Source organism: Alkalihalobacillus sp. AL-G (genome assembly GCF_030643805.1).
Taxonomy (GTDB): Bacteria; Bacillota; Bacilli; order Bacillales; family Fictibacillaceae; genus Pseudalkalibacillus.
In genome coordinates, this window is record NZ_CP094656.1 from 2,593,877 (window position 1) to 2,608,063 (window position 14,187).

Annotated in this window: 13 protein-coding genes and 2 pseudogenes; 3 read left to right on the forward strand and 12 right to left on the reverse strand. The window is 39.8% G+C overall.

Translation table 11 applies throughout. The features are described from left to right. Positions 1-255 precede the first annotated feature (255 nt). From efp to MOJ78_RS13320, 4 genes are all read right to left on the reverse strand, one after another. Positions 256-813 (reverse strand): elongation factor P, encoded by a 558-nt coding sequence (gene efp / locus MOJ78_RS13305; protein ID WP_304977832.1) that lies wholly within the window; start codon positions 811-813, stop codon positions 256-258. An 18-nt stretch (positions 814-831) separates the two neighbouring features. Next, positions 832-1,899 (reverse strand): M24 family metallopeptidase, encoded by a 1,068-nt coding sequence (locus MOJ78_RS13310; RefSeq protein ID WP_304981259.1) that lies wholly within the window; start codon positions 1,897-1,899, stop codon positions 832-834. A gap of 3 nt (positions 1,900-1,902) precedes the next feature. Further along, entirely contained in the window at positions 1,903-2,343 is a 441-nt protein-coding gene (gene aroQ, locus MOJ78_RS13315; RefSeq protein WP_304977833.1) for a type II 3-dehydroquinate dehydratase, read from the reverse strand. 199 nt (positions 2,344-2,542) lie between these two features. Further along, on the reverse strand, positions 2,543-3,055 hold the full coding sequence (locus MOJ78_RS13320; RefSeq protein ID WP_304977834.1) for a YqhR family membrane protein: 513 nt from the start codon (positions 3,053-3,055) through the stop codon (positions 2,543-2,545). Positions 3,056-3,495: 440 nt separating this feature from the next. Here MOJ78_RS13320 and MOJ78_RS13325 point away from each other — a divergent pair, with 440 nt between their 5' ends. Continuing rightward, positions 3,496-3,873 (forward strand): SA1362 family protein, encoded by a 378-nt coding sequence (locus MOJ78_RS13325; RefSeq protein WP_304977835.1) that lies wholly within the window; start codon positions 3,496-3,498, stop codon positions 3,871-3,873. Here MOJ78_RS13325 and MOJ78_RS13330 read toward each other — a convergent pair. Together MOJ78_RS13330 and mntR are read right to left on the reverse strand one after the other, a co-directional pair. Further along, positions 3,868-4,806: a patatin-like phospholipase family protein gene (locus MOJ78_RS13330; RefSeq protein ID WP_304977836.1), complete on the reverse strand. Its 939-nt coding sequence runs from the start codon at positions 4,804-4,806 to the stop codon at positions 3,868-3,870. The two genes, MOJ78_RS13325 and MOJ78_RS13330, sit on opposite strands and share 6 nt — an antisense overlap. A gap of 173 nt (positions 4,807-4,979) precedes the next feature. Further along, positions 4,980-5,414 carry a transcriptional regulator MntR gene (gene mntR, locus MOJ78_RS13335; protein ID WP_304977837.1) on the reverse strand — a complete coding sequence of 145 codons (435 nt, stop codon included), beginning with the start codon at positions 5,412-5,414 and terminating at the stop codon, positions 4,980-4,982. 319 nt (positions 5,415-5,733) lie between these two features. Here mntR and MOJ78_RS13340 point away from each other — a divergent pair, with 319 nt between their 5' ends. Then, on the forward strand, positions 5,734-6,978 hold the full coding sequence (locus MOJ78_RS13340) for an alpha/beta hydrolase (protein ID WP_304977838.1): 1,245 nt from the start codon (positions 5,734-5,736) through the stop codon (positions 6,976-6,978). 45 nt (positions 6,979-7,023) lie between these two features. Here the strand turns inward: MOJ78_RS13340 and MOJ78_RS13345 are convergent. The 3 genes and pseudogenes from MOJ78_RS13345 to MOJ78_RS13355 all read right to left on the reverse strand — a co-directional run. Then, positions 7,024-8,799: pseudogene (locus MOJ78_RS13345) on the reverse strand (vitamin B12-dependent ribonucleotide reductase); the annotation flags it as partial. Positions 8,800-9,156: 357 nt separating this feature from the next. Then, positions 9,157-9,948 (reverse strand): annotated as a pseudogene (locus MOJ78_RS13350) (ribonucleotide reductase N-terminal alpha domain-containing protein); the annotation flags it as partial. A 371-nt stretch (positions 9,949-10,319) separates the two neighbouring features. Next, complete coding sequence (locus MOJ78_RS13355) at positions 10,320-11,153, reverse strand: lipoate--protein ligase family protein (RefSeq protein ID WP_304977839.1); 834 nt, start codon at positions 11,151-11,153, stop codon at positions 10,320-10,322. A 235-nt stretch (positions 11,154-11,388) separates the two neighbouring features. Here MOJ78_RS13355 and MOJ78_RS13360 point away from each other — a divergent pair, with 235 nt between their 5' ends. Further along, on the forward strand, positions 11,389-11,763 hold the full coding sequence (locus tag MOJ78_RS13360; protein ID WP_304977840.1) for a rhodanese-like domain-containing protein: 375 nt from the start codon (positions 11,389-11,391) through the stop codon (positions 11,761-11,763). A 47-nt stretch (positions 11,764-11,810) separates the two neighbouring features. Here the strand turns inward: MOJ78_RS13360 and MOJ78_RS13365 are convergent, their stop codons facing one another. The 3 genes from MOJ78_RS13365 to MOJ78_RS13375 are packed head-to-tail and all read right to left on the reverse strand — an operon-like array spanning position 11,811 to position 14,045. Beyond that, positions 11,811-11,939 (reverse strand): hypothetical protein, encoded by a 129-nt coding sequence (locus tag MOJ78_RS13365; protein ID WP_304977841.1) that lies wholly within the window; start codon positions 11,937-11,939, stop codon positions 11,811-11,813. 37 nt (positions 11,940-11,976) lie between these two features. Continuing rightward, a complete protein-coding gene (locus MOJ78_RS13370; protein WP_304977842.1) occupies positions 11,977-12,648 on the reverse strand; it encodes a response regulator transcription factor in 672 nt (223 codons plus the stop codon). 2 nt (positions 12,649-12,650) lie between these two features. Then, positions 12,651-14,045 carry a HAMP domain-containing sensor histidine kinase gene (locus tag MOJ78_RS13375; protein WP_304977843.1) on the reverse strand — a complete coding sequence of 465 codons (1,395 nt, stop codon included), beginning with the start codon at positions 14,043-14,045 and terminating at the stop codon, positions 12,651-12,653. Positions 14,046-14,187: the final 142 nt, after the last annotated feature.

Sequence of the window (14,187 nt, forward strand, 5' to 3'; positions counted from 1 at the left end):
GCATTGCCATTTTCGCGTGTGAAAGAGATCTTGACGCTTTACCAGAGGACGCCCCGCATATACTTCGGATGAGGAACTGCGAAAATCAAGAAAGAACTGCGAAATCTGGAAATTAACTGCAAAAATCAAAAATTAACTACGAAAAGAAACCACAGAATTAACTGCGAAACACGGTTGCGTTCAATCAAAAAAAGGCTGATCCACCTATTTTCAAATAGATGAATCAGCCTGTCGTTTGCCTCAAGCTTACATATACTACGCTCTGGAAATATAAGCTCCAGTACGTGTGTCTATAATGAGTACATCCCCTTCGTTTACGAAAAAAGGCACCTGCACGCTAAGACCGGTTTGTAGTATAGCTGGCTTTGTTCCACCAGACGCAGTATCCCCTTTAATACCTGGTTCGGTTTCGGTTACCTCCAAATTAACGGTATTTGGAAGCTCCACTCCGATCGTTTCACCTTGATACATTTGTACTTGAACAGTCATGTTCTCAAGAAGATACTTCAGTTCTTCCTCAATTTGTGAGGTTTGAAGTTCCATCTGCTCGTAGGATTCGTTATCCATGAACGTATGCATATCACCAGAAGAATAAAGGTATTGCATACGACGGTTGTCAATATGCGCTTTCGCCACTTTTTCTCCGCCTCGGAATGTCTTTTCCTGTATTGCACCGGTTCTAAGGTTGCGTAATTTCGAGCGAACAAATGCCGCACCTTTTCCTGGCTTAACATGTTGGAAATCGATAACAGTCCAAATTCCGCCATCAACTTCAATTGTTAGACCTGTTTTAAAGTCGTTTACTGAAATCATTTGATTCCCTCCAAATCTTTACTCTCCAATAATCAGCAATTCTTTCGTTGATTTTGTCAACCGTTCATTCCCATTTTTTGTAATCACGACATCATCTTCAATTCGTACCCCGCCAAGACCAGAAACGTAAATACCGGGTTCAACGGTAACAACCATTCCTGGCTCAAGTTGAGTATCAACCTTGAACGAAAGACCTGGACCTTCATGGACATCCAGTCCAATTCCATGACCTGTCGAATGGCCAAACTGCTCTCCATAGCCTTTTTCTTTTATATAATCTCTAGTCAATGCGTCTGATTCCTTACCAGTCAACCCTGGTTTTAGTCCTTCTAAACCTTTTAGTTGAGCATCAAGCACTATTTGATAAATATCTTTTAATTGCTCCTTCGGCTCTCCAACAGCAACGGTTCTCGTAATATCGGAGCAATATCCATTATACAAAGCTCCAAAATCCAACGTTACCATGTCACCTTTTTCGATGATCTTATTCGATGCAACGCCATGCGGCAGTGATGATCGTACACCAGAAGCAACAATAATATCAAACGATGATGAGGTTGCCCCATTTTTTCTCATAAAAAATTCAAGCTCATTCGAAACTTCGATTTCACTTAATCCCGGGCGAATGAACGATAAAATATGTTCGAAGGTTTGGTCCGCCAATTCCGCTGCTTCTTTTAAAACCTTTAATTCATTTTCATCCTTAATGAGGCGCAGCTTTTCAATCAAACCTGAAATCGGTACCAGTTGCCCCTCAATTTCTTGTTGATAGGATTGGTGCACTGCATATGTAAGATAATCTTGTTCAAATCCTAGCTTTTCTATCCCCATTTGCTTGGCTTGCTTCGCCACTTCAGCAGGAATTGATGCGGTATGCTGAACGATTTCAAATCCTTTAGCCTGCTCGGTAGCCTGATCGATATAACGGAAATCTGTAATTAGTTTCGCTTCTTTCCCGGAAATCAATACGACACCCGAAGATCCAGTAAATTGGCTCATATAACGACGATTACTCGCACTTGTGATCAACATACCACCAATATTTCGGTCACTAAATTGCTCTCTAAGACGTTCAATTCGATTCATCATTTATCCTTCCCCTTTCAAATAATGGATTAGCCCTTGAAGGCCAAGCTCATAACCTATACTCCCCAATCCGGCGACCTGTCCAACAACCACCCCTGCCAGTACAGATGTATGGCGAAATGATTCTCGTGCATAAATGTTAGATAGGTGAACCTCAATCGTCGGGATCTGGATGCTTGAAACAGCGTCACGGATCGCATAACTGTAATGTGTATAGGCACCTGCATTCAGCAACAACCCTTCACTACAATCCCCCGCATCATGAATCCAGTCTATGATCTCTCCTTCATGATTCGACTGCCTAGCAACGACTTCACACTGCAGCTCAGTCGCCTTATCTTTTAGGGAGGTGATCATGTCATCCAATGTTTTTTTACCATATATAGATGGCTCACGACTTCCTAGACGATTTAAATTAGGACCATTAATCAGCATGATTTTCATTATGTAAAAAACCCCCTCTAACAAAACAGAATGCACGGGATTAACAAAACCAGGTAGAACCCTTGGTGGCTGAAGTGTTTTAATGGTGTTACAAACTTTCCCCTACAAAAAGGTTCAACTTGGTCAAAAACCTATCAATATCGAAAAAAAATAGAATGCTCCACGGAACATTCTATCATAGCTCGTATTTTTTGAATAGTTATTGGCTCTCATGGTGGTGGGCTTTATTATTCTCATCGTATTCAAATGAAATCGAAAATCCGACGAACAATCCATAAAGAACATACAAGCATATCGTCGTTGTCAACGTATTCATTCCAAGTTCATGAATCGGTTTTAAATCCGGAAACATCGGTCTTAATAGATAGAATACGATCCCCCATAAAATAAGACCAAAAATGACACCTGCAGCCATATGTTTAAACTTTGCGAATAAAATTTTATACGCAAAAGCGACTAACATCGACAACAAACCAATCACAAAGATACCAACCCAATCACCTAACATGTCTTCCTTCCAATCTCCAATTACCAAGGGTGCTAATACGAAGGAAGGTCGGATTATTGAAAAATTGAATAAATAAGCCAAGTACCCGATCAAGCTCCAAAAAACACCGCCGACGAAGCCGATTGTTAACACCCTTCCTGTAAAACTCACTTTTTCTTCTCGTTTATTCTGCTCTAACTCTTCAGGCTGTTTTTCCGTTTCCATCCTTGCACCTCCTGATTCTAGTATGCCCGGTCGAAAGAATTTATATTTTTATGAATGCCTTAATCAACGATATTATTTAACATCACCAAATCATAAAATGTGTAAAAAGGAGCCAAACCGGGAAATGTAAAAATCAGTCACTATGATTCGAAGTGGTCGGATATTTTTCGAACTTCCTCACAAAATCTTATTGACAAGAAGTCCACACATGTAGAGGTTTCCATCACTATCATGTAGAATAGAGGTAGAATGGTAACGTGCAACACTTTGTGGAAAATCCTGTGAAAATTCATATTTATTAGTTTACCTGTGATCGTAGCAGAGGCATTTCGTTTCTATATTTTCAGAGCATGTTGGACAGAATATTATTGAGGTATCTTAAAGGTTAATCCTATTAAGGACAATCGTAAAAGTGGTTTAATAACTAAAGGAGGTGAGTCTTGTTGTTTCAACGCAAGTTCAACTTGATCATCCTGTTGCTGTTAGGTCTTTCAGCATTCGGCTTTGTGATAACCTTAATCACAGACCCGATGAGTATACTTAAAATGATCGCTGTTTTCTTAGCAGTCGGTGCGATTTTCTATTTTCTCTACAAGCGCTTTATTGTAAAACGAATGGGCAAAGGTATGGGACAGTACCAGCAAGCGGCTCGCTATTCAAAGAAAAAGTACCAAACTCATTCTCGGACTGTTTCAAAATCACAACCGACAACAAAATCCTCCTTTAAAAATAATTTGAAAAAGCACAAAAAACGTAAAGACCATCATTTAACCGTAATTGAAGGAAAAAAAGGCAAGAAAAAAAATCGGGCACTATAATGTGCTCGATTTTTTTGGTTTGAAAGTCGTATATATTCCATGAGGACGGTAGCGCCAATTTCTCAAAAACTTCTCGGTATTCTCCTTACCCACCTCCGTTAATTCATCAATTAGCTTTTCTGAGAGATCAAAATTAATCATTGAAATTTGCTTTACAGGTATAAAGACAATATCTGTACTGTGCGCCTCAGAGATGTGGTGATTATCATGTGCATCCATCATCGTATCGAATAAACCATGGAACAAAGAAATTGCATTCGAAATTCGGTTTGGCTCCTGATTAAACTGAGATGGTCTAAGTTGAAATCCTAAAATAGGACGTTTAGAATTATTCTTTTCATCCTGAAAGAGCCAGATCGGGAAATTACTAAGGACACCGCCATCAACAATGTAATTTTTCTTACCCATATGATCGTAAATCTTAATCGGATCAAAAAAGTATGGGATGCTCGCACTCATCCGGACTGCTTTTGATATCTTAAACCGTTCAGGTAATAAACCATAACGCTCAAGATCATCTGGGAGGACGATCATTCTTCCATTTGTAATGTCAGATGCAATGATTTTTAATGATCCTTCCGGAACATCTGCGAAGGTTTTGACGCCTTTTTCAGCAAGCACCTCCTCAATCCAATTCTCCAGTTTTTTACCTTTATACAACCCTAATTTCCAGTAAAGTGTCAGCCATTTCATGAACGGGAATGGTATTGAAAGACGTCTCGGATCCAAAAACTCCTTTAAATCAACCTGGTGAATTAAACGTTTAATATCCTCTGAATGATAGCCTGCTGAAACAAGCGATGCGATGATCGCACCTGCACTCGTTCCTGCCGACCGTTTAAAAGTGATGCCTTGTGTTTCAGCCACCTGTAGTGCACCAATAAAGGCAATGGCTTTTACACCACCACCCGAAAACACACCATCTACATCCATCGCTCCACCCCTCTCCTTTTATATATGTATAAAAAAAGTGTGATTTTCAGTATTACGATTTTTATGGCCCCTGAATTTTTGTTTTGATGATTTTACGGGATCGTATTAAAATATGACGGCTGTAAATGGAATCGTTATTCGTTTACAAAATAAAAAAACAACCACAACAAATGTTATGATTGTTCCTGTTCTTCTTCATTTTTTCTTTGTACTTCGCGCAATTCGTTGACTCTCGTTTTATTTTCATCAAAATACTGTACTAGATCACCGATGCGGTCGATCGCATTCCAGCTTAGGTGATGCTCGATGCCCTCGACATCCTCATAGATGTTTTCATCATCCACACCTATCACTTGTAAAAACTCCTCAAGCAGTTCATGACGGAAAACGAGTCGTTTCCCGAGCTTTTTCCCGTTTGGAGTTAGGACAAATCCTCGATATTTTTCATAAACTACATACTTTCCTTTGTCTAGCTTTTGAACCATTTTCGTCACCGAAGATGGATGAACATCTAAAGCTTCTGCAATATCAGATACCCTTGCATATCCTTTTTCTTCGATTAATTGGTAAATACGTTCAATGTAGTCCTCCATACTTGGAGTTGGCATGTACTTCCCCTCCAATACTGCAGATCCTGTTTCATAATAAATGTAAATGACAGAATCAAAACATACTAAAAGGATACAACAATAATCAGAAGGTGACAAGAAGAGTACTAGTCATTTAAGTGAAGCACTCGATTGAAGCTTCTGTAAAGCATTGATGGATGTAAGATTCGATTGTTTCCCTTAATTCCTGTGTTTTCCTCATCTGAAGACGTTTCGTTTCCACTGATATCGAAAATAGCAATAGGAAAAAAGATGCAAGCATGAAGAGACTCCCAATACAGAAAATACAATAAAGTATGTAAATCGGGAGGAAACGGATTTGAGAAAGTTATCGATCATCATCGTTATCATAATAAGTTTTGCAATACCTCAGACGGCAAGTGCTCAAACGGATCCGGCAGTAATAGCTGCATTCATACGAGATGGTGACCTTTGGGTAATGGAGGGCGATACAGAACGGCAAATAACAAAAGGAAAAAAAATAGCCAGCCCGCGCTGGTCGTTTGACGGTAACTGGCTCGCTTACTTGGAAGGGAATCAGGATAAGCAAAATGTTTGGCTTTACAATATTGATTCCGGAAAAAAGAAATTAATATTTAAAAGCGATACTTCTAATTTACAATGGGCGTCAAATAAGGATGTACTCGCTTTTCAGGCAGGTGAAATTTTGTATGTGAAAGATGCCCGGAAGAGCAAGAAAGCTGCCAAACGTATAGCAACTGAAGTCGGAAATTACTCATGGCTGCCAAATGGGAATGGTTTTTTAACATCCACTATTTCCGATTTAACACCTGACGGCTGGACAGATATAGAATTTCACAAAATATTACTGAAGAACAATAAGGTGAAAAAGTCAACTTTCTTTGAGTTGCCAGCTCTGACAATCGGAAATGAAGATTTCGGCATCGGTACAAGTATGTTCAAATGGTCACCTGATAATAAATGGATCTCTTTCATCAAGTATCCAACAGCCTCATTATCAGCAGATGCGAACCTTTTGTATGTACTCTCTTCGGATGCAAAACAATTGATCAAACTTGACGAAATGCTGAATGAGCCAAGTTGGTTCAAATGGGCTCCAAATCGGAATTCACTTGCATATATCGGGGGAATCAATCGAATGTCGATTATGAATAAGTTTTTAACAGTGAAGGAGCTGCCAGCCTTGTCGCCAGGAACACTGACACCAGAGGGATATGTGGACAGGGATTTTACTTGGCATAACAACCACCTGATTACAGTTGCCCGCTCAAAGGAAAGTGAATGGTCGAATGATCCAGCAGAGCGCCCATTACCCGCTTTGTATCAGATTGATCTCGAGGGGAAAAAGCAAAAAAGGATAACAAACCCTAAAAAGGGTTTTGGTGATTTCAATCCAAATTACTTAAGCGAATCTGACCGACTCGTCTGGGTACGTACCGACCGAGAAAAAAGTGATGTGTGGATTGCTGCTCGGAATGGAAAAAATGCAAAGGTGTGGATCAAAAACATCGACCTCGGTGATAACTACTACGAAAAATGGAACTGGAGCAATGTTTTAAGTGTATATGACCCTGAAAAGTGAAAAGAACCGAGTGGATTTTATCACTCGATTCTTCTACTATTCAACTTATAACCCACATTTCAATTGTGCATTACAGTTCGTACATGTATTGCAGCCACCTATTTCTTTCACCTGTCCCTTTCGACAGACTGGACAAGTGTTTCCGACTTCGCTCCCGATTGTAACATCCGTAGAACGAAGGTCAGCAATCGTGTCTAGGAGAACGACTTTTTGCGGTGCTTCTTGTTTCGCTTCTTGTTCTTGATCGTCATCAAACGTGTTTTCTTCTGCTTTTAACGTAAGAACTTGAGAATCGCGGCTTCCATCTACATAAACGGTTCCGCCTTTCGCACCGCCATTGTATAACCGCTCATATACGGCTTGAACCTGTTCAACGGTATACCCTTTTGGAGCATTGACGGTTTTACTGATCGAACTGTCAATCCAGTTTTGGATGACACATTGTGTATCCGCATGGGCTTCTGGACGAAGTTCCATTGCAGAGATGAACCATTCCGGAAGTTCATTTGCATCTATGTCAGGGTTTCTTTGAAGATATTCGTTTACGATATCCGCTTTTACTTCAATAAACTTCCCAAGACGCCCACTTCTGAAATAAGAGAATGAGAAGTAAGGTTCAAGTCCTGTGCTCACGCCGACCATTGTCCCGGTAGATCCAGTAGGAGCAACAGTCAATAGATGTGAATTTCGTATTCCATGTTCCAGAATGCCTTGACGGACATCTTCCGGCATTTTCTTCATATAACCTGTATTTATATACGCTATCCGAAGTTGGCGGGTTTCCTCTTCCGTTCGACCTTCTAAGAATGGAAAACTTCCTTTTTCTTTTGCGAGCTCGATCGACTCACGATAAGCAGTAACTGCAATCGTTTCAAAAACTTCATCGACTAACTTATTTCCTTCTTCAGAACCATAGACCGTTTCACAATAAATGAGTAGATCATGTAGGCCCATAACACCCAGCCCGACACGTCGTTCTCCAAGTGCTTGCGTTCGGTTTTTTTCTAAGAAATAAGGCGTAGCATCGATTACATTATCCTGCATCCTTACTCCGGTTTTTACTGTTTGTTTTAACTTATCGAAGTCAACACGTTTCGTGTCCTTGTCTGCAACATTCGCAAGATTGACTGCAGCTAAGTTACAAACACTGTATGGTGCAAGTGGTTGTTCGCCACACGGATTCGTCGCTACAACTTTCTGGCCGTACGCTTTTGCATTCGTCATTTCATTGGCGTTGTCGATAAAGAAAATTCCAGGTTCTGCTGAGTATGTCGCACAAATATTGATCAGGTTCCACAGTTCACGAGCTTTTACTCTTTTGTAAACTCGAATTCCGTATCCAAGTGCTTCCCATTCACGAACATCACCATATTCCTGCCATTTCTCGTTATACTCTAACATTTCTTCAAATGTATAGTTTTCAACATCAGGAAAGCGTAGTTCGTATTCTGAGTCATTTTCTACTGCTTCCATAAATTCCTTCGTTACGCAAACTGAAATGTTCGCTCCTGTTAAAAACTCGGAGTTATGGACGGTGTACGTTCCACCAGTAGCAAGCTTCTGTTCCGCCTCTTTGATGGCCTTTTCTGTAAATCCACCTTGTCCAGGAATCGTTTTATAATTGACAATGCTTTGATACATATCGCGTTCTGTTTCACTTAATGGTGTGAACTTCAGCTTGTCCTGTGCCAATTGTTTAATCGTTTCGTCTTCTGTGTTTTCAACAAGGAATCGTAATATTCTAGGATTCTGCATTTTTGAGATGATGAATTCAATAATATCAGGATGCCAATCCGTTAGCATAATCATTTGTGCACCACGCTGTTTTTGTTACTCCTCGTTTTGAGGGGCCAGGTCATTTCTGCCTGACTCTTATGCTTTCACATAAGTTCGGACTATATCATCAAGGATTCCTAAGTCATCCTTGTCCCGCGCCTCGAAAGTTACATTTCTGTGCTTTCGATTTACTTACACCTTTTTCTCGAATTATTCGAAAGGTAAGGTGCTTTCAATAGTCTCTGAACGTTCATCTCAGTTTCCCAAGACGCTTCGCTGCTGATTGCCCATTTTGATCCTTGAAATTTTTGAGCATTCACGCTCGTTGTTACCAACCACGTTGTAGCTTTCAAGGTTTTAGGGTGTTCCAGCAATTCACGGGATTAAGTCGCCATGGTCTTAACGACTTCCACCTTGCTCGACAAGGTGAGTGAGTTTAGCTATATCATCAAGCCAGGATACCGATCCGGAAGATTTTCCGTTCACCCCTTTTGCGAGAGTGTTCCGGGGACGTAATGTGGATCCATTCGTCCCTACTCCACCGCCTCGGCTCATGATTTCCATCACCTGTTTACGATGATCGGAAATTCCTTCCCGGGAATCTTCAACGAAAGGCATGACGTAACAATTAAAATAGGTAACTTCCGTTGCAGCACCTGCTCCATATAGGACACGTCCGGCGGGTACAAAGTTCAGATTCACCAACTCATGATAAAACCGTTCAAATGATTCCTGCCGCTTCTCTTCTGTTGGCTCAACGGATGCAAGTCCCGTTGCATTTCGCCTAGCAATTTGCTCATAATAAACTTCCAAAGGCTTGTCTATGATGTCAAGGGACCGTTTTACAATACCGGTTTCCATCTCACCTGGTCGATCGAGTACACCTCGGTAATCCTCTTCTACCCTTACTTCAGCAGTGTTCTGTTCCCTATCGATTTTGACAATAAAACCGAGGCCGCGCGCCGGAAACTTCGGATCATCTTTAACAGTGAGTACTACAAAATCACCTTCACGTAATGTTTTTTTCTCCGTATCCTTAAATGAATACCTGTCGAGCATGACTAATCTTGATACACCTTTATGTGCAGTATTCATGTCTGGGGTTATTGAGTGTACTTGTTCAAATTTAGCAATGTCTTCATTCAGTCGATCAATATTTATCTGTTGTCGTTGGTCGTCTGTTATTATCGCCATCCATGATCCTCCTTTTGCTTAGTATGCTGGTTATCTGGCTGTATGTATTTCCTTACCCAAATAATAGCATACCAAAACACTAAATATCAATATATAGTGTACATTATTTTAATATAATACAATATATTGTGTCTAAGAACGAGTCGAATTAATTTTGTCAAAATCAAAATTGAATAAAAAATGTAGAAAAATGAAGAAAAGTGTACATTTTTCTACCCAAATCACCGTATAGGATTTTTTTTATCAATTGCTAAAACACACATCTTTTGAATCCTCTATCATTACTGGATTTTTATTTTGAAGTAATATGTCATACGTTAAATAAATAAAAAAAGATGACAAAAAATTTTCTTGCCACCCTCATTTTCCGATTATCGACGATACGTCCATTCATCATTCTCGTATCTTCGCTTTGCAATCTCTTCTACATATAGTAGCTGCTCCTTCGTAAGCTTATAAGGAACGAATTCAATATCCAATCCTTTTTCAAAGCCCAGTTTAAAAGCCGGCTTTGCTTCACTTATTGTAACCGGTTCTTCTCTTAGATCATTGATAGCCACCGCTTTTTTGCTAAAAGCACGTTGCATACGCTCACGTACCCTGTCATTGGCGAACTTGAAGCAATCAAACAGCTTGCCTTCATCAATGTCTAACAAAATAGAGCCATGCTGAAGGATAACGCCTTTTTGGCGGGTTTGAGCACTACCAGCAACTTTTCGCCCTTCCACGACGAGTTCATACCAGGACGGGGCATCGAAACATACAGCAGAACGCGGATTTTTCAACCCTGCCTTTTCAGCCTCAGTTTCTGGTACCGAAAAATAGGCTTCAAGTCCGAGGTTCCGAAAGCCTTCCAAAATTCCATTGGAGATGACCCGATATGCTTCTGTCACAGATTGCGGCATATACGGGTGTTCCTCTGATACAATTACACTGTAGGTCAACTCTTTATCATGAAGTACCGCTCTGCCCCCAGTAGGCCGACGGACGAAACCATAACCGTGACGGTCGACCGCTTCCAAATCGATCTCTTTTTCAACCCTCTGGAAATAACCAATCGATAGGGTTGCTGGATTCCATTCATAAAATCGGACGACAGGCGGGATTTCACCTTTGCTATGCCACTCCAGTAATGCTTCATCCAACGCCATGTTAAAGGCTGGTGAGCATGCACCTGAATCAATAAAATACCATTGTTCCTTCATATATGTACGCCTCTTTCTTTACAATCATAGAAAAGTACCTATCATAGTTTAACAGAAACAAAATCGTCTATCCAATGGTGTTATTCGAATACCAATGTTCAACGAGTTGGGAAACGTTTTCAATAGCAGCTAAAAGATTTCTTGCGTTTCAGTTGGTTACTTTTTGAACATCCGCTATAATGGACATGGTATAATAATTACAGCAAAGATTGATTCTATAGGGGGAATTGGCAAAATGGATTGGTTATGGATTATACCTTTAGGGCTCCTCATTTATATGGTAGGAGCAGGGTTGTATCAACGAAAACAAATTAAAACACTTACAGAAGAAGAATTTCGCGAGGGCTATCGTAAGGCTCAGCTGATCGACGTCCGTGAACCGAAGGAATATGAAAATGGACATATTCTTGGCGCACGTAATATACCTTTGTCTCAAATGCGAATGCGTTACAAGGAAGTTCGGAACGATCAGCCCGTTTACTTATATTGTGAAAGCGGAATGAGAACAGTTCGAGCTGCATCAGTGCTTCGTAAAAAAAACATTAAAAATCTATACCAGCTTAAAGGCGGCTTCAAAAAATGGGGCGGCAAGGTAAAAAGAGGAAAATAATATAGATTAGGGACTGATGTGATTATCAGTCTCTTTTTAAATTTTATTTACTTTGCAAATTTCGATTCCATTTCACTAAAAAAAGCTTCGAATAGGAGTTCAATATCTTCTTCCCTCAATTTAATTTCCTCACCGATTTCATACTTTAAAACGGACTCAGTCGGAGTATACTTCATTGAATTCGTTTCCTCGGTCATATTAAAGCACAAATGCTTAGATCCATTTGTACCCTACTCCCCAAACCGTCATCAAATGTTGATCAATTTCGAAGCCTGCTTTCCGACATTTTTCACGAAGGTTTCGTATATGAGAGTCGACTGTCCTTCCTTCAGTATCAGTATCAAATCCCCAAACTGATTCGATCAATTGATCTCTTGTAAAAACCTTTTGTGGATAATTCAGAAACAATCCTAGTAATTCAAATTCCTTCGGTGTTGTTGGTATTACTTGATTCTGGTAGTCCACAACATATCGTTTACTATCCCATACTAAACCACTAATGTAAATCCGATCAGATTTTCCCAGATCGGATCTCCGTAATACACTTTCAATTCGAGCTAGCAACACTTCTTCATCGAAAGGTTTAGAAATATAATCGTCCGCCCCGATCTTCAACCCTTTGACAACATCTTCATTATGGTCTCTTGCTGTTAGCATGATGATGGGTACCGAGTAGGATTGCCGGATTACTCTACATGTCTTCCAACCATCCATTTCTGGCATCATGATATCAAGAAGAACCAAATCGAATACTTCATGTTCCAATTTCTTGACCGCTTTCTTTCCTGAAAATGCTATTTTACATAGGTAGTTATGTGGAGTCAAGTATAGTGAGATTAGGTCGAGCATTCTCGGTTCATCATCGACAATCAGGATTTTTTTCACGATTACCCATCCCCTTTTTTTATACGTATTTTCATTACGGTACCCTCTCCAAGAGTACTCTCAGCTTCAATAGTTCCACCATGCTTTTCAATGATTTCTTTTGCTATTGATAACCCGATTCCAGTGCCTCCATGTTTTCTGGAACGGGACTTGTCTACTCGAAAAAGTCGATCCCATATGTATCGCAATTGCTCTTCAGGTATTCCTTCTCCTTCATCTGCCACGGAAATAAGTAACTCAGTCGTACTGTCCTCGACCTTCACCTGTACAAGTTTACCAGGTCTTGTATACTGTAATGAATTATCTAACAAGTTGATTAGAACTTGTTTAATCCTGTCTTCGTCGATACTTATATAGCAATCATTGCCCCATTTGAAATCCAACAGAACTCCTTTTTCATCAAAGGTCGGTTTAATCTTTCCGATGATTCCCCTTATAAGACTCACAATATTGACCGATTGCTTTTGAATAGTAAATGTATGTTGATCGATTTTCGCTAGGTCGAACAAACCTGTCACTAATTTAGACAAACGATCTGCTTCCTCTTTAATGATTTTTAAATATTGTTCACGTTTGCGCTTATCTGTAGCTGATCGATTTGCGAAGTCCGCGTAGCCTTTCAAGTACGTTAGAGGTGTTCTTAATTCATGTGCAATACTCGCAAGAAACTCAGTTCTTTCTTTTTTCAGAAGCTGTAAATCATGCGAAAGGGCTGCAATCGATCTAGCAAGGTCTCCTAGTTCATCCTTTCGTTGAATATCCAATAAATCGGTTCCCTGTCCTTTATCATTAATTTGTTCTGTTGCTTTTTTCATACGTATCAACGGATTTGTAATGAATCTTGATAAGAAGAAAACAGTGATCGCTGTCAGTATTATAGAAATTCCCCCTATAATGAAAAACTGTAAGGTCAAACGTTCACTGACATTTCTAATCGACTTTGTATCCAAAAACATGTAGACATGTCCTTTTAAATCGTTGTCGATATATATTGATGAAACCGATGCAATATAGGGCTCATCCCTCCACCTGTCCTCAATTATTTGACCTTGCCTTGTAGGATTTCGATCTGAATTCATGATTTTTAACATAACATTATTGATTGAATCAGAATGTACAAGAATGTTGTTATTTTCATCTGTAATGGCTACGATTGTCTCTGCTTCTGACTCCATCAATGCAACATGTTCCAAAGTTTCATCGTCAAAGTGGTTTACAAGTACATCCCTGTGACTACTCCCTCTTGCCACCAATGAAGCTTTTTCGTCATCGATTCGATTTCCAAGCAGTCCGTAATAAAGGAATATAAATAAGATTGATTCTATTAATAAAATAGTAATAAGAAATAAGGTCCCTAGTTTTATCGATATTTTATCTATAATAACCCATCCCTTCACTTCGTTTGTTTACTTCTCTAAAATTTCCACAAAACTAGAGAATTTGAAATGCATACGAAAGGCTGGGCGGTGAAAGATAACGTTCATCAGATTCACCGATGTAAAATTCCCTTTACCACTACCAGCCTTGCAAACTTATTCT

Bases quoted from the DNA above. Each gene is read 5' to 3' on its own strand.
- MOJ78_RS13355 (WP_304977839.1), bottom strand. From the start codon at position 11,153: ATGAAGGAACAATGGTATTTTATTGATTCAGGTGCATGCTCACCAGCC.
- aroQ (WP_304977833.1), bottom strand. From the start codon at position 2,343: ATGAAAATCATGCTGATTAATGGTCCTAATTTAAATCGTCTAGGAAGT.
- mntR (WP_304977837.1), bottom strand. From the start codon at position 5,414: ATGCCAACTCCAAGTATGGAGGACTACATTGAACGTATTTACCAATTA.
- MOJ78_RS13360 (WP_304977840.1), top strand. From the start codon at position 11,389: ATGGATTGGTTATGGATTATACCTTTAGGGCTCCTCATTTATATGGTA.
- efp (WP_304977832.1), bottom strand. From the start codon at position 813: ATGATTTCAGTAAACGACTTTAAAACAGGTCTAACAATTGAAGTTGAT.
- MOJ78_RS13365 (WP_304977841.1), bottom strand. From the start codon at position 11,939: ATGAAGTATACTCCGACTGAGTCCGTTTTAAAGTATGAAATCGGTGAG.
- MOJ78_RS13330 (WP_304977836.1), bottom strand. From the start codon at position 4,806: ATGGATGTAGATGGTGTGTTTTCGGGTGGTGGTGTAAAAGCCATTGCC.
- MOJ78_RS13310 (WP_304981259.1), bottom strand. From the start codon at position 1,899: ATGAATCGAATTGAACGTCTTAGAGAGCAATTTAGTGACCGAAATATT.
- MOJ78_RS13320 (WP_304977834.1), bottom strand. From the start codon at position 3,055: ATGGAAACGGAAAAACAGCCTGAAGAGTTAGAGCAGAATAAACGAGAA.